Here is a 20,630-nt window from a genome sequence, read left to right as displayed (position 1 = left end):
TTTAGCGAATCTTAAACAAATCGAGAGTTTTGTAAAAGGCATGCGAGAAGATCTGTTTGTACATTTCTTTATAAAAGAAGGTCTTTCATTGTTGAAATATGATATCACAAGCGATATCATATTGAGTGGAGGTGATGATATGGCGGCGGTACACAAGATCATCGAAAAGATGAGAAGCCAGCCGCACGGGATTCGCTATGAAGAAGCCGTAAAAGTCTTGAATCATTATGACTATACGCTTGTTCGAAAACGCGGAACGTCCCATCGGATATTTAAGAATACAAGAGGAGACGTTTTTGTATTGAAAGATGCCTCTCCTGTGAAAATTTCTTACATAACCGAGATTCTGGCGATGGTAGAAGGGGAATAACCCCGTTCTACCTGCCAAGCTCGGTATGAATCAAAGGCTCTTACATAATCGGTACGTTGGCCGTAGCGAATTCGGGAAGGAATACCTGCGGCACCCGCAACTTCTCTTTTCCTATCGGTCAAGGTACTGGGTAAAATCCAATTAAACGAGGGAGGTTTTTCGATAGATGAACGAGCCTATTAAAGACCTTGAATACTACATGAATTTACCTTACACCACCTCTATTCAAAAAGTGGAAAACGATGCTGCCCCTTATTTTTTCGCCAAGATCGAAGAACTGCCGGGATGCCATACCGACGGTCGAACTCAAATAGAAGCCTTACAGGAACTTGAAGAAATCAAGCGCGATTACCTTGAGATCAAACTCGAGGCAGGTGTCGAAATCCCGGAACCGAACGACCTCCCTTCCGGAAAGCTGCTTTTGCGGCTTCCCAAGTCTTTGCACAAACAAATCTTGCAAGACGCCCAAAAAGAATCGACATCCGTCAACCAATTAATCGTATACCGCTTAGCCCGCCAGACCGGATATGAAGAAGCCGTTCACAACGCCGATTGACACAAAGCTCCCGCAGGGGAGCTTTTTATTTTGCCTGAATCGCTTAAGGTTCACTAAAGCCTTTCCCGATATAATGAAAGAAATTCAGCGCCAAGCGGCGAACGCACTCAACCAAACTCAAACAGAGGGTGACTACAGATGAGAATCCTGATCGTGGAAGACGAAGAACACCTGGCGGAAGCCTTGTCCCAAATTTTGAAAAAAAACAATTATTCGGTCGATGTCGTGCACGACGGCGAAGACGGCCTGGATTACGCGCTCAGCGGCATTTACGATCTGCTGCTGCTCGATATCATGCTGCCGGGCATGGACGGGATTAGCATTCTCCAAACGGTGCGCAGCCAGAACATGGCCGTGCCGGTGATCCTGCTGACGGCCAAAGGCGAGATTCCCGACAAAATCGCGGGGCTCGATCACGGGGCGGACGACTATGTGGCGAAGCCTTTTTCCTCGGACGAGCTGCTGGCGCGCATCCGGGCGGCCATGCGGCGCAAAGGCGAGGTCATGCCCGAAGACGCGCTGAAATACGGGGATCTGGAACTGAACGCGACCAATCCGAAGCTGACCGTGCGCGGCAAAGAGATCAAGCTCAATCCGAAGGAAAGCGAGCTGCTGGAGCTGCTGATTTTGCGCAAGCAGGCCGTGACGTCCAAAGAGCAAATCATCGAGAAGCTGTGGGGGTTCGATTCGGAAGCGGAGCATAATAACGTGGAAGTGTATATTTCTTTTTTGCGCAAAAAATTGAATTTTCTCGGCTCGGACACGCGCATCTCGACGATCCGGGGCGTAGGCTACGTGCTGGAGGAGGGTAAGGGCTAATGGAAAAAAGCATCCGCTCGAACGGCCGGCACGACCTGTCGAATCCGCTGTTCAAAAAACTGCGCGACCGCTTCCTGATCGTCAATCTGGTCACGATCGTCCTCCTGATGCTGGCGGCGTTCGCGACCATCTACACGATCACCTACCGGCAGGTGCAGGGCGAGATCAACATGGATCTTGCGCGCACGATCAATATGTACCGCGACGGCTTGAACGGCGGCATTCCCCGGGACGACGGCGGGGGGAACGGCGGCGGGGCGGGGGCGGGGGCTGGTGCGGGCGCAAGTGCGGGCGCGAATGCGGGTGCGGACGCGGGCAAGAATGCAGGCGCGGGCGATAGTGCAGGCGCGAATGCGGGCGCAAGTGAGGGTGCGAACGCGGGTGCGGGCAGCGGGGCTTTTGAAGGCGGGATGGGCGGGCCGCCCGAGGACGGCGGCTTCGGCGCGAACGGTACGCCGCCGCAGCGTTCCGTGTCGTTCATGCTGCGTACCGATTCGACGGGAACGCTGACGGAGACGGAGTCCCGTTTCAGCATGACCGACGAATTTTATGCCGCGGCGCTGGCGGAAGCTGCCGCGGCCGACCGCGAACGCGGCAGCTTCGTGCTGGACGACAGCCGCTGGACGTTCGGCCGGATTCAATCCGCAGACGGCACGATGTACGTCTTCATCGATACGACGGCCCGCCAGGAAATTCTGAAGACGCTGATCTACGCGTTTTCGGCCGTCGGTCTCGTCATGCTCGTCGTGCTGTTCTTCTTCAGCCGCTTCTTCGCGAACCGCTCGATTGCGCCGGTGCGCGAAGCGTTCGAGAAGCAGAAGCAGTTTATCGGCGATGCTTCGCACGAGCTCAAGACGCCGCTTGCGGTCATCAACACGAACGCCGACGTGCTGCTAGCGAACCGCGACGAGAGCATCCGCAGCCAGGAGAAATGGCTGCTGTACATCAAGTCGGAGACCGAGCGCATGGCGAAGCTGACCGGCGACCTGCTCTATTTGACCGAGATGGACGACTCGCGGACCGGCATGGTCCAGTCGCGCTTCGACCTAAGCGACGCGGTCGAGAACGTCATGCTGACAATGGAAGCCGTCATTTTCGAAAAGGATCTGTCGCTCGATTACGATATCGAGCCCGACCTTGCGATCGTCGGCAGCCGCGAGCAGATCGTGCAGGTGACGATGATCCTGCTCGACAACGCGATCAAATACGCCGATCCGCGCGGCGCCGTGACGCTCTCGCTCAAGCGCGGCCAGGGCGAGATCGCGCTCGCGATCCGCAACACCGGCGCGGGCATTCCCGCCGAACAGCTGCCGCGGGTATTCGACCGCTTCTACCGCACCGACCAGTCCCGCACCCGTTCCCAGGGCGGGCACGGCCTGGGTCTCGCGATCGCCAAATCGATCGTCGATCAGCACAAAGGCCGCATTTCCGCCGCCAGCACGCCCGGCGAACAGACGACGTTTACCGTGGAGCTGCCTGCTTGAAGCGGCTTCTTCAACGGATTCGCCAAGCTGTTAGCGGGCTGTGGCGAACCAAGCGGTTCGCTTCCCCCGCGCGCCGGCCCGTCGGCCCGTCGACGCTTCGCCAAGCCGAGTCCCTAACTGCGATAGATGCAGTCAGGGACTTTCTTCGGATGCAGTCCGCCTAAACGGCTGCGTCCGAACCCTTATCGGCGCTGCCTTCGCTGCTTTCACCCAAATAACTGCGAAAATACACTTATTCCTCCCATCCGCGCCGCCTTCGCTCAAATAACTGCCTGACAACACTTATTTCCACCCTTTCTGCCGAAACCGCCGGCTTGAAGGCGAAATAGCTGTATTCTCGCAGCTATTCCCGCTTTTCATCCAAACTGCGGCAAATTAAATGCATTCTCGCCGTTAATTTGCCGCCCGCCGCGAAAATTCCGCAGCTGCCGCCGAAGTTCCGCACGCGCCGCCGCAAAAGCGGCGTACCTCCTGGCGCCTTGGTGCTGTCACCCGAATAACCGCGCGAGGAGGCTTATTCGCACTATCGGATCGGCACCGCCTCCTATCCGTCCCGCCCTTCGTTCGTCCTTCGTTCGCCCTTCCGTTCTCCCTTGCAGGCTTCCTTCGCCGGCTCCCCGAACGCAAAAATACCGCAAGCCTCTATCCGGTCGATCCGCGAATCGGTCGGAACGGATAGAGAGTCGCAGCATTTTTTGGGCGGAATTCAGGTGGCTGTACTTGGGAAGCTCCCTTCCCTTACGCCTTGTGCGTCTTGATCAATCGATCGGACGAGGCGTTTTCGGAGCCGTAATTACGCCTTGTTCGCCTTGGATGGCCGAGCCGTCTCCGTTCGACGCGAAATCGAAGCCGTATCCGTAGGTCGCGGACGCTTTGAACGATTTCAACTGCTCGGCCGTAAGCACGGCCGCGATGTACGTGTAGTCCGCCTTTTCCCGGTCGCCCCGGTAGGTCCAGGCTTTGGCGTAGTCGATATCGTAGCCCAGCCGTTGAAGGCGTTCGAGTTCCGCCGCTCCTGCGGCGCTTTCGGCGTCGATCGGCAGGCCGTTTTGGAACAGCGTCACGGACACCCGATACCGTACGTTTTCGCCGGTATGCTCGTCGAGTGCCCGGCTCAAGCCGCCGACCGCGAAAAACTTGCCGTTGCCCGGCGAAGCATAGCTGCCAGATCCCGCAGTCTCGCTCGGCAGGACGCCGCCTTGATCTCGATCGGCGTCAGCATGCTCCAGATTGTCTACCGCGTTGTACAAAATGACGGCGGCTTCGGCACGCGTGATCGGCTGAGCCGGATTGAACTTTTTGCCCGGACCCGGCTTTGCGATGCCCAACGTGACGGCCAACTGTACGGAGTCGAGATAGGCCGGATTGACCTTGCCGAGATCGGCGATGTCCGGAGCGGCCACGTCGATCGCCGGCATTTTGCCGACGGCCTGCAGGCCGGTCATGACGTAATCGATATACTGCTCGCGGGTGATCTTGGCGGACGGATTCACGTTTTGCGGAATGTCCACGCCGCTGTTATGCGCGTAGCCGAACGCATTCGCGTACCAGGCGCTTTCTTGGACCGACGGGAACAGCGTGTTCAGCGCGACCAAGGCATCGGTTTGCTCTTTTTCGTCCAGTTTGAAGCCTTTGACAATCAGTTGAAGCGCTTCGGCCTGCGTAAGCGGCGACTGCGGCGCGAAGGAAACGGCGCTGACGCCGTTTACGATGTTTTTTTCGTGCAGCGCGAGGATCTTGGCTTGGCCAGGTACGTTTTCGAGATCTTTGAACCCTGCGGAAGCGGCGGCCGCGTAACCGTTCAACGAAGCGGCGATCAGGGAAGCGGACAGGACGGCGATTGCGATTTTTGAATTCATGGTAAGTTCCTCCCGGGAAAATTCGAATGGGTCATGCTTGGTTTGCGCTTGGGTCGTGCTACCCTACACAACGGATTTTTTCGATTTCGGTTATTTTTTATTTTTATTTCTGTTTTTACTTTTGTTTTTTCCTCAATTCAAATCGGTCCGAATTCCAGCTTCCGCCGATACCGGCGAGCCGTCGCCGTTAACCGCGAAGCGCACCGCATAGCCGTACGGCTGCGCAGGCGTCAATCGCGCGAGCTGCTCCGCCGTCAGGAAGCCCGCCGCGTAACGGTACGTTTCGCGCTCGCCCGCACCGGCGTAGGTCCACGCTTCGGCATAGCCGACGTTCAGCCCCAGCTCGCGCAGGCGCTTCAGCTCGGCCTTCGTGCCGTCGCTGCCCGCATCGAGCGGAACGCCGTTCGCGAATATGTCGATCGCGACGAAATATTCCGTTCGCGGATCGACGTTCGCGTCGATCGCGCTTCGCACGTCTTCGTCGTAGACGGTCTCTCCGCCGCGCGGAGCGGCCGTCATTCCGGATGCGGGACCGCCCGGAGCGGCATCCGCCGGACGGTCGACGACCGGACCGGAAGCGGTATAGACCGCCTCTCGCCCCGGATCGAACGGAATCCCGTTCACGACCCACAGAATCGCCGCCGCGAAGACCAGCGAAGCCGCGACCGCGCTCCAACGCTTGCGCCGCTTGGTGTGCCCCGCTCTCGGCGCTGACAACTGCGGGTCCGGCGCTCCCGCATCCGCCGACTGCCTTGCGGCCAGCACCCGCTCCAGGCGCTCCAGCAGCTCGTCGTCCGCTTCGCCGATTGCCCGATACAAGCGTTCTTCGTCCTCTGCGTCCTTCATGGCCGCATCCCTTCTTTCTTCAAGTATTCTTTCAGTTTGCTCCTCGTGCGAAACAAGGATGCTTTGATATTGTTTTCTTTGATGCCGAATACTTCGGACATCTCGGCCAACGGCATGCTGTGCCAATAACGGGCCAAAAACAGATTGCAGGCCGGCTCGGGCAGCGTGCGCAAAAAGCTGTTGACGACACCTTCCAGCTCTTTGCCCAGCACGATACTCTCCGTATCGGAGACGCCCGGGATCGCTTCGCTCAATTCTTCCAAGATGGGAGCCATCTCTCCGCCGCGCCGCTTGGCTTTTTTGCTGCGGAACTTGTCCAGCGACAAATTCCGGACGATGCGGCCGACGAAAAACGCGAGTTTGCCGGGCCGCTGCGGCGGAATGGCGTTCCAGGCGCGCAGCCATGTATCGTTGACGCACTCTTCCGCGTCTTCCCGGCTTCGCAGGATATTGTAGGAAATGGCCTGGCAGTAGCGTCCGTATTCGCGCGCGGCCTCGCCGATCGCCGATTCACTGCGGTTCCAGAAAAGGTCGATGATTTTCTCGTCCTGCGAGACGCTGTCCAAGCTTGAAGGTTCGTGGGGTCCGTTCACTGTAAGGCTCCTTTCCCGGTACGCATGTCTTTCACTTCTACAGACGGAAGAAACGGAGATCGGTTATTCGGGAAACGCCTCTTTTTTTATTTTTCGAAAAAAATGCGACGACCCAACAGACGGACGACAAAAAAAGCCGCCCGGAAGGCGGCTTTGTTCACTTGGTGCCTGCTTTTCATCAATGCGCGGATCGCTTTTCGCCAAGGCCGTTTCCCTTCAAGCCTCGGCCTTCTCCGTCCGCACGTCCAGCTCGAATCCGTCCGGCTCTGCCCCGTCTTCGCCCGGCGTCAGCCCCCAGCGCAGCAGATTGCCGTCCGCATCCGCGACCAGCCGCGCGCCCGCCGTCGGCGGCGTCTCGCCGAATCCGGCGGTCAGCGCTGCCGCGGCAAAAGCCGTCAGGGCGCGCAGCACGTCCTGCTCCTGGAAGCCGCCAAGCACGAGGCCGCCCCAGATCCGGTTCGCCAGCTCCTGCAGCAGGCGGCGTTCCGACGGGCGGAAGCCTTCGCCGTAACGGGTGAACGCGTGCAGGCGTCCGCTGTCCAGATCGTCCAGCAGGTCGCCGGCAAGCGTCATCAGCTCGGACTCCAGCTCCTCCGTGCGCTTTTCACTCTGCAAACGGGCGTCGAGCCCGGCGATCCGGTCTACGTAGTAGCGGCGCGGCGCGAACGCCGGGTCGGACTTTTGCAGCTCCGCGAACTTCGCGGAATCCGTGAAGGCGACTTCTTTGCCGATGCAGCATTTTTTGTACTTTTTGCCCGAACCGCAGTAGCACGGGTCGTTTCTTCCGATTTTCACAATCGACCTCTCCTTTTTGGCATGAATGCCTGTGCGTCCGTTCTATTTCGGCTCCGCGCCTTCGACCGCCGGTTCGTCCGGCGAAGCCGCGTGCTTATATTCGTTCAGCCGCCCTTCGTAGACCAGTTCCAGGCGCGGATTCTGGCGAAAATCGTCCGGCGTCACGAGCGCGGGCAGTTTGTTCCAGATCTTGATGCCCGACCGGTGCAAAATTTCCGCCACGAACTGCGAGCAAAAATACGAGTTGCTGAACTCCACCGGCTCTTTGAACGCCACGCCGACGATTCCGAGCAGGTTGTAGAGATATTTTTCCCGGCTGCGGATAAACACGTTCAGCACCCGGCGCATCTTCTCCACCTCGCGCGGGCTGACCTGCAGTTCGTAGATGACGCAGGTCGTGTTCGGATAGCGGCTGAACGTGCCCGTGCGGATGTCTTCGCGGACGAAGCCGCCGTCGATCGGATTGTACGGATTTTTGCGGCCGAAGCTGTACAGCTCCGTCAGTTCGCGGTTGAACGCGATCGAGGCATGATTGTACGGCGCCCGCGTGTACGTCCGGATCATTTTCGTGAAAATCGTCCCCGTATTCGTCAGCAAAATGTACACGGACCGTTGATCCGTCATCGCAAAGGTCCCCTTCCGGCACGGCGTCAAGCGCGTAAAATCGCGTTCCTGCCCAAGCAGGTCGCCCCGCTTCGATTCGGCGTTCGCCGAGGAGTGCGGACCGGGCCGATTTTCGCCTTGCGCCTTTTTCCATGATTCCTTTATGATAGCATAGTCAAGCGGACTCGACTGCTACTTTAACCCTAAGTTGGTGATGATTTGTTCAGCTCCTATATCGTGCTTCTGCTCGTGCTCGCCGTGCTGATCGCGGCCAATCTCGTGTACGCGTTCGTCAGCCGTCGGCACCGCGACAAAGATTATGCATCTATCGGCGTCCGGATCAAGACGTGGTGGGGCATGTTCTTCATCTTCTGCCTTGCCACGCTGTTCACGCCCGCCGTGTCGCTCGTCTCGCTTATGATTCTGTGCTTTTTCGCGCTCAAAGAATACTTCTCCATGATCCGCGGCACGCGCAAAGCGGACCGGCGGCTGTTCCTGTGGGCGTATCTCGCCATTCCGGTGCAATTCTACTGGATCTATACCGGCTGGTACGGGATGTTCATCGTGTTCATTCCGCTGTATGTGTTCCTCGTGCTGCCGATTCCGCGCCTGATGGGCAAAGGTACGTTCGGATTTCTGCGCAGCGTCAGCTCGACCCAGTGGGGCCTCATGCTCATGGTGTTCGGTCTCAGCCATCTGGCGTATTTCCAGTTCGCGACGCCGGAATTCGGAGGCGGGCTCGTGCTGTTCCTCGTCGTGCTCACCCAACTGAACGACGTGATCCACACTGTCGTGTCGCTCTACTTCGGCAAAAGAAAAGTGGTGCCGACCGCCAATCCGAACCTGACGTGGGAAGGGTTTGTCTGCGCGCTGCTTGCGACGACGGGCGCTTCGCTTGCGCTCGCTCCCTACCTGACCCCGTTCGGTCCCGGCGCGGCCGCGTGGTTCGGCGTGCTGCTGGCGCTCGCGGGCTTCTTCGGCAGCCTGACCGTCTCCGTGCTCAAGCGCGACCTGCTCGTCGGCGACGAAGACAAAGCGTCCACGCTCAAGAAAAGCTACCTCAGCCAGATCGACAGCCTGACGTACACGGCGCCGGTATTTTTCCACGTCGTCCGGTATTTCTTCGATTTTATGTAAAAGAGTGCCGGACAAGCGAGCGCCAAAAAACCGCCGACCCCGATCGTTCCCGATCGGTCAGCGGTTTTTTTCATCTGTCTATCTGCCGATCTGCCTACAGCGTACCCCAGTAAATCTCCGTCTCATACTCGAAAAAGACCTGGCCGTCTTGCTCCGTCCGATCGAAAAGGCGGCGCAGCTCTTCCATCATCGGTTCGTACCGGGGATGTCCCGGCGCGGGCGCGTACGACGAAGAATTCAACCGGCCGCTCAGCCCTTCGAAATCGAACACCTGACGGTTGCCGAACTTGGAGAGCGTCATCGGGTTGTCCCCGAAAAAGTGCTGCAGGTCATCCGGCGAAATCCGGCTGTGGTTCACCTCGGTGTAATCGGTGCCGTACGTCTGCAGCAGCTCTTCGTACCCTTCAAGAAACGGGGAACCGTGCGTCAGGCGGTTGTTCCAGATCAGCGCGACGGGACCGCCGGGCTTCAGAATCCGCTTGAACTCCGCCCGCGCCGCGGCCCGGTCGAACCAGTGGAACGCCTGCGCGCAGACGATCGCTCCCGCAGCGTGCTCCGGCAGTCCGGTCTGCTCGGCCGAACCTTCGATCGCCCGGAAGCCGGGGTGTCCGCCGAGTTCTTGGGCCGCCGCTGCCCGCATGTCCGCGTTCGGTTCCACCGCCGCGACGCGGCTGCCCCGCTCCAGCAGAAGCTTGGAGAAGATACCCGTGCCTGCTCCGACGTCCGCAATCTCTTCCGCTTGATCCAACCCTACCTCGCCGTACAAATAATCGAGCGCCGCCTGCGGATAATCGGGGCGGTATTTGATATAGGCTTCTACCCGTTCGGAAAAACGCTGTTTGCTGTCCATGCTCCATCACGCTCCTTTCCTCTATTTTACCCAATGAAACCGGGTTTCGTAATCAGAGCCATACGGCTGCCGCGCTGTAGAGCATCAGCAGGGCCATGACCGCATTGAAACTCCGCTCGTGCCGCAGCAGAAAAGGCTGGAACAGCGCGCCGAACAGCGCCCAGCAACCCGACGAAGCGAGCGCGACCGTTCCGAGCAGCAGCGAAGTCCCGAGCAGGCCGGCCGGGGACGGTTCGTACGGCATGACGAAGGTCGAGATGGCCGTAATCCCGTACATCAGCAGCTTGGGATTGATGAACTGAAGCAGAAATCCGGTACGCCAGGAGTAGATCTGCCGCGCTTTTCCTTTGTCCGCGCCGCCCGGGCCCTGCACGATTCTGAACGCCAGCCACAGCATATAAGCGGTGCCGAGCAGCCCCATCGCAATCCGGATCCCCGGAAGCCAGCGGTACAGCATCAAATTCAGCAGGCAGGAGAGCAGGATCACGCCGAAGCAGCCGACCGATACGCCGAGCACGAACGACCGCATACCGCGAAACCCGAATCTTCTCGCTCCGTCGAGCGCCATTAGATTGTTCGGTCCCGGCGTGAAGCTGGCAGCAAAAGCATAAGACAACAACGGCAAAAGCATCATTCATCCCAACCTCCCGTATGTTATAATGGATCAAATTGTACGTTGTAACGTACGTTAGATTCGTATTATAGACTTGTACGCTAAAAAGATCAATACAGACCTTTTAGCGCACAAAATACTTGGGAGGAATACCGATATGGAACCGATCAATCTGATCCTTAGCCAAAATCTCAAACGCCTGCGCGCCGAGCGCAAACTGAGCCTCGACAAACTCGCCGACCTGACGGGCATCAGCAAAACGATGCTCGGCCAGATCGAACGCGGCGAATCCAGTCCTTCGCTGACGACCGTGTGGAAGATCGCCAACGGCTTGAAGATTTCTTTTACCTCGCTGATCGTCGAACCTCCGGCGGAAGCCGTGGTAGTGCGCCGGCACGATACGCAGATGATGCAAGATCCGGAGCTGCAATACCGGCTGTACCCGATGTTTCCGTACGACGCGGAGACCGGATTTGAAGTGTACACGGTCGAGATCGATCCCGGCGGAACGCTTGGATCGCAGCCGCACCGCGCAGGTACGGAAGAGTGGATTACGCTGTTTGCGGGCGCGCTCGAACTGGAAGTCGGCAGCGAGACGTACCGGCTGGAGAGCGGCGACGCGATCCGGTTCAAAGCGGATCGTCCGCATCGTTACCGCAGCGCAGGTACGGACACGGTGCGCCTCAGCATGACGATCCGGTATCGGGATTGAGTGCAAGCGGCCTGGGCGGCCAACCCTCTTCAGCCCTCGCCGCGCGGCCGGGGACGCTCCCGCACGCTCAAGGCGACGCCCAGGATGACGATCAGGCCGCCGATCCAGTCGCCCGGACGCAGGCTCTCGCCGAGCAGGCCGATCGACAGCGCCACGCCAATGATCGGGACGAGGTTCATCAGCGCCATCGCGGTGCCGGCCGTCAGTCCCCGCAGGCCGAAATTGTACAGCATAAACGCCGCGACCGAGCAGAAGACGCCCAGATACAGCAGTATCCACAGCGATTCCGTCGTTGGAACGCGCCACTGCGGCGCCTCGATCAGCGCAAGCGGGACAAAAGCGATCGTGCCCGCGACGGTCTGGTAGAACGACACCGTCACCATCGAGTAGCGGCCGACGACCTGTCGCGTAGCAAAATTGTAGAGCGCGAACACGAAGCCGGCCGCGATCAGCAGCAGGTTGCCGGTCAGCTCGTGCGGGCCTCCCTGCTCCGCGCCGCCGCCCGAAATCCGGTATACGCCGAAGATCGCAAGCGCGATGCCGAGCCCCCGCATCCACGAGATTCTCGTCCGGTAGAAAAACAATTCCAGCAGCGCCGTCACGGCCGGATACGAAGCGACGATCAGCGCGGCGCTCGACGCCGTCGTCAGCTGCACCCCGATATTTTCCAGCGCAAAATAGACCGTCGTCCCGAGCAGCCCGCTCAGCGCCATCAAGCCGAGGTCGCGGGGAGCGGGACGCACGAACTCGCGGCGCAGCAGCACGATGCCGCCCAAAATAAGCGACGCGATCGCGAACCTTGCGGCGCCGAGCGTCAGCGGGGGAAACGAAGCGTAGGCGATCTTCGTGCCCACAAAAGAAGTGCTCCAAAACACGATAGCGATTAACGCGGCGATCAAGTAAAGCGTGCGGCCGCGCCGAAGAGAGTCCGCCGGTTCGGCGCTTGTATGCGCTGCGCCGATTGCTGACGCCGGCCGTTTTCTAACGATAATTCCCATTCTGCACCTCCATAATTGGACCGATCGATGTCTGTTTATGTAGTCGCTACTCTAGTAGTCACTAGTATACAGATATATCATCGGCGCTATACGGTGTCAAGCGGGATGTGGGATAATGGGGTCAGCTACCTTCGATGAAGAAGGGGAAGACGCAAGATCAATCGCTGGGAGGCTCACGCATGAAACCCGAGATTATCAAACTGCTCCAGGATCTGAATTTTACCGAATACGAAGCCAAGGCCTACCTTGCGCTGCTGGATAAATCGCCGCTGTCGGGCTATGCCGTGTCGCTCGGTTCGGGCGTTCCGCGCTCCAAAATTTACGAAGTGCTGAACGGCCTCGTCGAACGCGGGGAAGTGCTGATCAGCCACGAAGAACCTTCGCTCTATACGCCGCTGCCGCCGCAGGAACTGGTCCGGTTGAAAAAAAAGCGCGCCGAATCGTCGTTCGAAGCGGCGGAGACGGCGCTGGACCATTATGCGTTCGTCTCGTCCAACCGCGAGAACATCTGGAACATTACGGGCGCGGACGCCATTCTTGCGCGGGCGGCCGATACGATCGAGCGGGCCGAGACCCGCGTGCTGCTGGAGATCTGGCCCGAGGAAGCGCGGCTGCTGGAACCGCGGCTGCGCGCCGCCGCGCAGCGCGGGCTGGACGTGCTGCTCGTCGTCTACGGCGAGCTGGATTTCGACTTTGCGCAGGTGTATCCGCACGATTCAAGCGACGAGATCACGCGCGAATACGGCGGCCGCTGGATCGTCGTCAGCGCCGACGACCGCGAAGTCGTCGCGGGTATCGTATCGCTGGGCGCGGACAGCCGCGCGGCGTGGACGCTGCACCCGGGACTGGTCATGCCCATCACGGAAGTGATCGTGCACGACCTGTACATCTATGAGCTGATGCAGGCGCATCGCGAGACGCTGGAAGCGACGTTCGGGCCGAACCTGATCGAGCTGCGCCGGCGCTACAACGCCGGGCCGACCGGCTACAGCATGGCGGCCCGGCTCGGCTTGGGCGGCTAGCGGGGACTTGTCCGCGGCCGGACGCAGGTCCGCCGGCGCCTGGCCGCAGGAGACCTGCCGTAGGGACTAGTCGTAGAGGCATGTCCGCCTAATGCGGACGTTCGCTGTCCATCAGCCGAGGACACCAAGCGTCGCCCGCGGTCGGCGGACTACGCCGCTTCCGAACGCAGCAAAAAGGCCCGTCATCCTGGAGGATGACGGGCCTTTGGCGTGCGGAAGGAGCGATTGAAGCGAATCGGTTCGCGCGAAGCGGCGAAGCGGGGGACCGGCGCCGCGCCCGTTCGGGCGTTCCCGGGGAACGCCGAAAGCGGCTGCGCGGCGCCGGGTCAAACCGTGATCCATTCATTCAGGATCGATTAATCCTCGATCACGTTGCCGAACAAATTCATGTTCGGGATGGAAGTTCCCGGCGTCAGGCGGTAACCGCCGCTTTGGGCGCCGTCGCCGAGCATGCCGGAGCTTCCGGAGCCCCACGACATGACGCGTCCGTCGGCCATCAGGGCGAACGTCGTGTTGCTGCCTCCGCCGCTGATTGCCACGATCTTCGATAGATTATAGTTGATCGCTTGCGGCACGGGATTGGAGTAATTCGTGTTACCGAGTCCCATTTGGCCGGTGTAGCCGGCACCCCAAACGTACACTTTGCCGTCCACGCCTTTGGCGAACGTGCTGTAGTTGCCGGTACCGATCAGCGTAATCTTGGGCAGACCCTCGACCTTGATCGCGTGCAGACTGTTCGTCAGCGTGCCGTTGCCGAGTTGGCCCATCTCGTTCAAGCCCCAGGCATACACGTCTCCGTCTTCCGTCAGCGCGACGCCGTGCTGGTTGCCTCCGCGAATCTCCGCCACATTGGTCGGCAGGCCGAGTACGCGCACGGGGATCTGGCTGCCTGTCGTCGTGTCATTGCCGAGCTGTCCGTTGTCGTTATAACTGCCCCATGCCCATACCGTTCCGTCCGTTTTCAGTGCATAGGCGGAAGAGTATGTGCCGACGATCGCTTTGACGTCGGTCAGTTCCATATTTTTGCGCGTGCCGTAAGATTCCATGTACAAGACGGTGCCGTCGCTTTTCAGCGCGACTTCAAGCGTTCCGCCTTCGGAGCCGATCGCGACGATATGGTCGAGTCCCGAGACCTGGGCCGGAAGCGCGCCCGCTCCGCGGCCCCATTTCCATACTTTGCCGTCCTGCGTCAGAATCATCGTATGGTCGAAGCCGGCCTGCACCGCAATGATGCCTGTCGGCAGACCCGGTACGTCGTAGATCGCCGGATGGATCGTGGTCGTGCCGTCGCCGATCTGTCCGGCATTGTTATAGCCCCACGTGTAGACCGACCCGGTTACCGACAGGGTAACTCCGTGCATCGAACCTGCGCTGATCTGGGAAGCCGGCCGGATAGCGGCCGGCAGCGCTTCGTAATTCAGGACGTTCGAACCGATCGCGGACGGCATACTGCCGTTCGTGACCTGAACGGTCAGCGCATGCATGCCCGGCGTCAGATAATCCACGCTGACGGAAGCGGTAGGGCCGTTCGAGTTCGCGGAACCGATCTGCTTCTGGCCGTCGTAGACGAGAATACGGTTCGCGCCTGCCGGCAGTTCGGTCACGCGGATCATCGGAAGGCCAGAAGAGAGCGAACTTTCCGCCTGGATATTCACTTTTACGATGACCGAGGCCTTGAAGTCCTGATCGGCTTTGGCCAGCGCGGCGACAAACGCATCGACCTGGGCCTGTGTCGAAGCCGGCGAGGTCAATGCCCGGTTGGCCTGCTCCAGCACCGCGCGCATTGCTTCAGCGGCGGAAGCCGGAACTTCGCCGTTCGCTTCGCCGACTGCATGCTGGCCGAGCAGCTTCGCCGAAGCGTTGAAGCGCTGCTTCAGTTCTTCCAGGTTCACGATCACGTATTGGCCCTGGAACGCCGATTGGGCGACCGCCAGACGGTCCAGCGCTTCATAGACGTTCGGCTGCGTCGAGGCCGGGCTGCCGAGCACGACGGCCGCAAGCTGCACGGCCGATTCGAAGTCGGCATAGACCTCGTCCGTCACGTTGCCGTTCGCTTCGCCGACCGGATGCTCGACCAGCAGTTGGCGGGCGGACATTACCGCTTCGTTCAGCGCCTTCGTATCGACGACGATGATCGAGCCTTCTCCCTGGAAGACCGCGACCGCTTTGGCCAGCTCGTCCAGCGCCGCTTGTACCCGGCCCTGGGTCAGATTGGGAGCGTCCAGCAGAACGGAATCGGCCGCTTTGATCGCCGAAGCGAGAGCGTCATGCGTGTCTTGGCTGACGTTGCCGTTCGCTTCGCCGACCGGATGGGCGCCGAGCAGCATGCCGGCTTCCGCAATCGCGGCGCTCAGCGCGCTCGTATCGACGACGATGAAGGAAGCGCGGAACACGTTCGTGGCCGAGGATAACGCTTCAACGGCCGCATTGATTTGGGCTTGCGTCGATGCGGTATTGCCCAGCACCCCGCGAGCCGCCTGAACGGCGTTCTTGTAGGCGTCGTAAGCTTCGACCGCCACGCTGCCGTTCGTCTCGCCGGACGGATGGGCCTGCAGCAGTTCGCCGCCTGCCGCGATTGCGGCACTCAGCGCGCCCGTATCGACAGCCGGGACGCTTGGCGTCGTCGGAGTCGTCGGGTTGGTCGGAGCCGGATTGGAAGGCACCGACGGGGCCGGGTTCGGCGTAACCGGAGCGGGAACGGCCGGAGTCGAAGCGCCCGAACCACTGGAAGTCTGCGGCGGCGTCTGGAACGTCGATCCGCCCGTGTTCATGACGGCGGCGACGATCGTGCCGCGGCCGAGCACTTTGACGATCGCGTTCAGCACGAGCGAGTTGACCGTCGTACCCGCGTTCAGGTTCAGCGACAGGTCCGACGCGGTCGCAGCCGCGTTCAGGTTCTTGACCGTGCCTTCCGGCAGGTCGACCTGAATCTGCTTGGCGCTGACGTTCAGCGTCTCGAACGAGCCCTGCAGCGTGACTTTGGAGCCGGCCGGGAGCGAAGCGTTGACATTGACGTTGCCGAAGCCCGCCGCCGTGGAACCCGCTTCCTGAATAACGGCCGGGGAATTCACGATGACCATCGCGACCGTGGTCGTGCCTTCGGACACGATGCGGACCGTTCCGAAGCCGGAAGCTTTGTCGATAATGACGTCGACCAGCACCGAATCGTTGAAGTGGATACTGTTCTCGCCGCCGCCGTGAACGAGTACGCGGCCTTTGACTTCGATGCCGTCGAGGAACGCGTCGCCGGAGCCGATGCCTTCGCCGAGGATCAGGTCGCCTTCGATGACCATGTTCTTCAGCGTTACGCCCGGCACGTTCACCGATACGCTGCCCGCCACCGTCTCTTTGCCGGAAGCCGGACCGTACGTGCCGGCCGCGTCATACTTGCGGTTCGCCTGCGAAGCCGCGTAGGCGAGGCCCGCGCGGTCCAGCGTTACGACCGCTTCGCCGCGGGTGATAAGCAGGCCGGGACTGAAACGGCCGCTCGAACCGCGCATGATGTCCGAAGCCGATACGGCCCGGATCGCCTGATCGGCCCAGCTCGCGAACTTGTCGGCATCGGAGAAGTCCGCGCCGGCCGCGTCGCCCTTCAGGTCGAGCAGGCGGGCCACGATAACCGCCGCTTCCTGCCGGCTGATCGGATCGGCCGCGCCGACGCTGCCGTTGCCGTAACCGGATACGTAGCCGGCTTTGACCGCTTTGGACACTTCGTCGTAAGCCCAACTGCCCGCGGGCAGGTCGCCGAATTTTACGTTTTCTTTTTCGGTAAACCCGAACGAACGGTTGATCAAGGCGAAAAACTCCGCGCGCGTAATTTGTCCGTTCGGCTTGAAGCTGCCGTCCGTGTATCCGGTCACGAGTCCCCGGCTCATCCAATCCGCGATTTGGCTCTCCGCCCAATGTCCCTTAATATCCGATTTAGCCTGTCCGGCGGCCGGCGCCTCCGCGCCAAAAGCCGTTCCGTACGACGAAAACAGCACCAACGCCGCCATCGCGGACGCCGTCCATTTTCCACCCCTCATTTTAACCAAAACCATTCCCCCTCAGTTATGAATTCGCTGCCTGTTATTGAATACCAAGCAAGTATAAACGGCCTCAATGACAAACCAATGACAAAATACCTCCCCTTTCGACCTATAAATCCGCGACAAAAGGCTTGTTCCATGACAAAAATCGCTTTTTTGTTTATTTTTTCGACAAAAAAACGCTTCGGACGTCCTATCCGGCGGCTTGGGCCGACGACAGGAGTTCCGAGCGTTTGTGGGCTTTCATACTTTAGAGACTTTAGAGACTTTCAGGCGTCAGGAGTCAGGTCAGGCCGCCTAGCAGTTTGCGGTACCGGGCAGCCAGCGGCGGCGACGGATCGACGCCCAGTTCGCGGCGCAGCGCCCGGGCGTAGTCTTCGTACTGCCGCACGAGTCCCGCCCGGTCATGCTGCATCGCCGAAGCTTCCAGCAGCAGCAGTCTGGGCGCTTCGTCCAGATCGCTGCGCCCGATCAGCTTGACCGCCAGGTCGGCGGCCGCCGAAGCTTCTCCCCGATCCAGCAGTTCTTCGCCCAGCCGGCGGCCGAGCGCGAGATACATCCGGTCCAGACGTTCCGCTTCCCCGGACGCCCAGACGAAATCGCGCTCGCCGAACAGCGGCCCGGCGTACAGTTCTTCAAGGGCCGCCGCCCGCGGCAGGTCGAAAGCGGCCGCAGGCGCAAGCACTTCCCGGCAGCCGGCTTCGAACTCCAGCAGGTCGACCGAGTCCGAGGCTCCCGGTTCCAGCGCGTAGTGGAGATTGTCGGAAGTGAGCATGTCTTTGCGTCCGAAACCTTCGAGCAGTTTGCGCAGCTGGTAGGCGGTCGTGTTGAGGTACGTCTCGGCGTTTTTTTGCGGCATGCTGCCGAACAGGTCTTCGACGAGCCGCTCGCGGGAACAATGCCGGCCGCGGCGCAGCAGCAGGTACGCGAACAGCTCGGCGCTTTTGCGGGATTTCCATTTGGCGCGCACGTCGCCCGGCCCGAACAGCTCGATGCCGCCGAACACGCGCACCGTCAAGCCGGCCGCAGCCGGCGGCGGGTGCTCGGCGGGCCTCGGCGGTTCGGCGAAAGTTCGTTCCGAGGCGGCGCGCAGCAGCGTCCGGTGCAGCTTCTCGCGCACGACGGGCTTGATCAGGTAGTCGAACGCATACACGTCGAACGCGTCCAGCGCGTATTCCTTGTGCGAGGTGAGAAACACGAGCCGGATCTGCCGGCCTTCGGCGCGCAGGCGCGCGGCGAATTCCAGCCCGCTCTCCCGCGGCATGCTGATGTCCAGCAGGATCAGGTCCGCGTCCTGCGTTTGCAGGTAGGCATGGGCCGAAGCGGTATCGGAAAAAGCGCCCGCTACTTCAAAGCCGCCCAGCTTCGACAGCATGCGGGTCAAGACGAGGTGCATGGCGGGTTCGTCGTCGATCAAAATGACTTTCATGGCTCTCCCCCTTCCTGGTCTTCCGCGGGCGATACGGGCAGCGAGAAGTAAAACGTACTGCCGAGATCAAGCTGGCTGTCGAACCAGATGTCGCCGCCGTTCAACCGCAGGAAAGAGCGGCACAGCGACAGTCCCAGCCCGATGCCGCGTTCGCCCGCGGTGCCTGTCTCCGATACCGGATACGTCTCGCGCAGCAGGGCGGCGGCCCGTTCCGGCGGCATGCCCGAGCCCGTATCGCGGACGTACACGACGCAGCGATCCGCTTCGAGGCGCGCGCCGACTTCGATCGTGCCGCCTTCTTCCGTGAACTTGATCGCGTTGGACAGCAGGTTGCGCAGGACCAGGTCCAGCATCTCCTTGTCCGCGTACACGAGCGTTCCGGCGCGGACCGAAGAACGCAGCGTCAGGCGCTTGCTCTCGCCGCGATGCCGCAGCCGGTCGAAATGCCGCTCCACCGTGCGCGGCAGATCCCGCTGCATCGGGTGGAAAGCCATGCCGCCGCCCTGGCTGCGCAGCCAGTCCAGCAGCCCTTCGATCAGCGCGAACGTTCCGCGGATCTGCCGCCCGATCTCGTCCGCGACCTCGCTCCGGCTCCCGCGGTCCTCGCTTTCTTCTTCCAGCAGTTCGGCGAGGTTGACCAGCACCGCCAGCGGATCGCGCAGGTCGTGCGCCACGACCTGGAACATTTTGTCCTTGAACGTGTTGAGCTGTTCCAGCTTCGCGGAATCGTCGAGGATTCTACGTTCGGCGCGCACCGCTTCGCCGATATCCGTCAGCAGCACCATGCTGCCGGCCGGCCGCTGAAGCCGGTCGCGAAGCGTCGAGAAGCGGACGTCGTAATGCCCGTCGCCGCCGTCCGCGGCCCGCTGCCGGAAATCGGCCGCTCCCGTCCGGACGATGCCGGACAAGGCCGGCATCGCGGCCAGTACCTCTTCCGGGGACAGCCCGATCTGGTGTCCCCCGAGCCCGGGCAGCATCTGCCGCGCGGACGGGTTGAAGCCGATCAGCCGGTCGTCGGGCCCGAACAGCAGCACGGCATCCGGCATCGACGCGAACACCCGGCGCAGCGCGAGCGGCGCGAGCCGGAGCAGGTTGAACTGGTAGATGCCCCACAGGTAGAAGATCCCGGCGACGACCAGCCCGAACGGGGAAAGATCGATCGACAGCGGCAAAAAGCCGACCACGTACACGAACGAAGGGATATAGGCGATAAGCGAACCGAAGATCATGAACACGATCGGTTTGCGGGTACCGGGCTTCGCCCGCAGCAGCATCTGCACGAGCAGCAGTATCCCGGCGACGATCAGCGCGTAATTGTACGCGATATGCAGCTTGTACAGCGGTCCTTTTTCCGTGGCGATCAGCGCCAGGCCGTCTACGTGGACCAGCGATACGGACGAATAGAACCAGCCGGTCCACGGATTCGTGTAGTGGGCGACGAACGTGAGCAGAGGCACGAGCAGCAGCGGCAGCACGATGCGGGCGCGCAGCCGGCCGACGGAGCCCGTATACTGCATGACCATCATGATCCACAGCGCAGTGCCGAACGCGATGCCGACGTACTCGACCCGCAGCCAGAACCGAATATCGTCCAGACGGTCGGCCAGCAGCTCGAATGCGTAGCCGAATGTATAGAAAGAGCTGGCCAGCATGCTGAGTCCGTAACTGACGGCGATCGGGAACTCCCTGCGCCGCCAGGACAAAGCGACCATCGCCAGCGAACAGCCGGTTGCCGCGATCAGCAGGGCAAACAAAAGCATTTCGTATTTCATGGCGCGCAGCTCCCGGACCCAATTTGAATTTGAAATTCGTCGTGGCCTCTATCATACGGCACGCCCGGCGAAATCACACGATATTTTCCGCCCCGAACGCAATCGCTGATATACTGGCTGTAACCGCCCGGCTAAACTTCCAAA

Annotated in this window: 18 protein-coding genes; 7 read left to right on the top strand and 11 right to left on the bottom strand. The window is 60.7% G+C overall.

Going from position 1 to position 20,630, the window contains the following annotated elements; genetic code table 11:
* Positions 1-40 precede the first annotated feature (40 nt).
* From FTE24_RS03530 to FTE24_RS03515, 4 genes are all read left to right on the top strand, one after another.
* Positions 41-370, top strand: a complete 330-nt coding sequence (locus FTE24_RS03530) for a hypothetical protein (RefSeq protein WP_237401608.1) — start codon at positions 41-43, stop codon at positions 368-370.
* Between the two features lie 166 nt (positions 371-536).
* The gene (locus FTE24_RS03525; RefSeq protein ID WP_150234201.1) at positions 537-926 is read left to right on the top strand and encodes a toxin-antitoxin system HicB family antitoxin; all 390 of its coding nucleotides are present in this window, start codon (positions 537-539) and stop codon (positions 924-926) included.
* Between the two features lie 138 nt (positions 927-1,064).
* On the top strand, positions 1,065-1,745 hold the full coding sequence (locus FTE24_RS03520) for a response regulator transcription factor (protein WP_150234203.1): 681 nt from the start codon (positions 1,065-1,067) through the stop codon (positions 1,743-1,745).
* Positions 1,745-3,229: a sensor histidine kinase gene (locus FTE24_RS03515; RefSeq protein ID WP_150234206.1), complete on the top strand. Its 1,485-nt coding sequence runs from the start codon at positions 1,745-1,747 to the stop codon at positions 3,227-3,229. The genes FTE24_RS03520 and FTE24_RS03515 overlap by 1 nt, the downstream gene beginning before the upstream one ends.
* Before the next feature lie 758 nt (positions 3,230-3,987).
* Here the strand turns inward: FTE24_RS03515 and FTE24_RS03510 are convergent.
* The 5 genes from FTE24_RS03510 to FTE24_RS03490 form a co-directional block, all read right to left on the bottom strand.
* Positions 3,988-5,088, bottom strand: a complete 1,101-nt coding sequence (locus FTE24_RS03510; RefSeq protein ID WP_150234208.1) for an S-layer homology domain-containing protein — start codon at positions 5,086-5,088, stop codon at positions 3,988-3,990.
* Between the two features lie 132 nt (positions 5,089-5,220).
* The gene (locus FTE24_RS03505) at positions 5,221-5,934 is read right to left on the bottom strand and encodes a hypothetical protein (RefSeq protein WP_150234210.1); all 714 of its coding nucleotides are present in this window, start codon (positions 5,932-5,934) and stop codon (positions 5,221-5,223) included.
* Entirely contained in the window at positions 5,931-6,527 is a 597-nt protein-coding gene (locus tag FTE24_RS03500; RefSeq protein WP_202111738.1) for a sigma-70 family RNA polymerase sigma factor, read from the bottom strand. The genes FTE24_RS03505 and FTE24_RS03500 overlap by 4 nt, the downstream gene beginning before the upstream one ends.
* 216 nt (positions 6,528-6,743) lie before the next feature.
* Entirely contained in the window at positions 6,744-7,322 is a 579-nt protein-coding gene (locus FTE24_RS22930) for an SEC-C metal-binding domain-containing protein (protein WP_337190007.1), read from the bottom strand.
* A gap of 42 nt (positions 7,323-7,364) precedes the next feature.
* Positions 7,365-7,946: a hypothetical protein gene (locus tag FTE24_RS03490; protein ID WP_141447682.1), complete on the bottom strand. Its 582-nt coding sequence runs from the start codon at positions 7,944-7,946 to the stop codon at positions 7,365-7,367.
* Positions 7,947-8,174: 228 nt separating this feature from the next.
* Between FTE24_RS03490 and FTE24_RS03485 the strand changes: the two genes are divergently transcribed.
* On the top strand, positions 8,175-9,062 hold the full coding sequence (locus FTE24_RS03485; protein ID WP_415663146.1) for a phosphatidate cytidylyltransferase: 888 nt from the start codon (positions 8,175-8,177) through the stop codon (positions 9,060-9,062).
* Positions 9,063-9,156: 94 nt separating this feature from the next.
* Here FTE24_RS03485 and FTE24_RS03480 read toward each other — a convergent pair whose 3' ends face one another.
* Both FTE24_RS03480 and FTE24_RS03475 read right to left on the bottom strand, forming a co-directional pair.
* The gene (locus tag FTE24_RS03480) at positions 9,157-9,912 is read right to left on the bottom strand and encodes a class I SAM-dependent methyltransferase (protein ID WP_150234215.1); all 756 of its coding nucleotides are present in this window, start codon (positions 9,910-9,912) and stop codon (positions 9,157-9,159) included.
* A 52-nt stretch (positions 9,913-9,964) separates the two neighbouring features.
* Positions 9,965-10,546, bottom strand: a complete 582-nt coding sequence (locus FTE24_RS03475; protein WP_150234217.1) for a LysE family transporter — start codon at positions 10,544-10,546, stop codon at positions 9,965-9,967.
* A 136-nt stretch (positions 10,547-10,682) separates the two neighbouring features.
* On the opposite strand from FTE24_RS03475, the gene FTE24_RS03470 reads away from it, so the two are divergent.
* Complete coding sequence (locus FTE24_RS03470; protein ID WP_150234219.1) at positions 10,683-11,237, top strand: helix-turn-helix domain-containing protein; 555 nt, start codon at positions 10,683-10,685, stop codon at positions 11,235-11,237.
* A gap of 29 nt (positions 11,238-11,266) precedes the next feature.
* Here FTE24_RS03470 and FTE24_RS03465 read toward each other — a convergent pair whose 3' ends face one another.
* On the bottom strand, positions 11,267-12,235 hold the full coding sequence (locus tag FTE24_RS03465) for a DMT family transporter (protein ID WP_150234221.1): 969 nt from the start codon (positions 12,233-12,235) through the stop codon (positions 11,267-11,269).
* Between the two features lie 179 nt (positions 12,236-12,414).
* On the opposite strand from FTE24_RS03465, the gene FTE24_RS03460 reads away from it, so the two are divergent.
* Entirely contained in the window at positions 12,415-13,257 is an 843-nt protein-coding gene (locus FTE24_RS03460; RefSeq protein ID WP_150234223.1) for a TrmB family transcriptional regulator, read from the top strand.
* A gap of 356 nt (positions 13,258-13,613) precedes the next feature.
* On the opposite strand, the gene FTE24_RS03455 is transcribed toward FTE24_RS03460, so the two are convergent.
* The 3 genes from FTE24_RS03455 to FTE24_RS03445 form a co-directional block, all read right to left on the bottom strand.
* Positions 13,614-17,282: an S-layer homology domain-containing protein gene (locus FTE24_RS03455; protein ID WP_237401614.1), complete on the bottom strand. Its 3,669-nt coding sequence runs from the start codon at positions 17,280-17,282 to the stop codon at positions 13,614-13,616.
* A 286-nt stretch (positions 17,283-17,568) separates the two neighbouring features.
* A complete protein-coding gene (locus tag FTE24_RS03450; protein ID WP_150234227.1) occupies positions 17,569-18,714 on the bottom strand; it encodes a response regulator in 1,146 nt (381 codons plus the stop codon).
* A complete protein-coding gene (locus FTE24_RS03445; protein WP_150234229.1) occupies positions 18,711-20,486 on the bottom strand; it encodes a sensor histidine kinase in 1,776 nt (591 codons plus the stop codon). Before FTE24_RS03445 ends, FTE24_RS03450 begins: the two co-directional genes overlap by 4 nt.
* Between the last annotated feature and the right edge of the window lie 144 nt (positions 20,487-20,630).

The organism is Saccharibacillus sp. WB 17, assembly GCF_008634075.2.
Lineage (GTDB): Bacteria > Bacillota > Bacilli > Paenibacillales > Paenibacillaceae > Saccharibacillus > Saccharibacillus brassicae.
The sequence above is the reverse complement of the archived record's forward strand: the minus strand, read 5'-3'. Positions and strand labels throughout refer to the sequence as shown.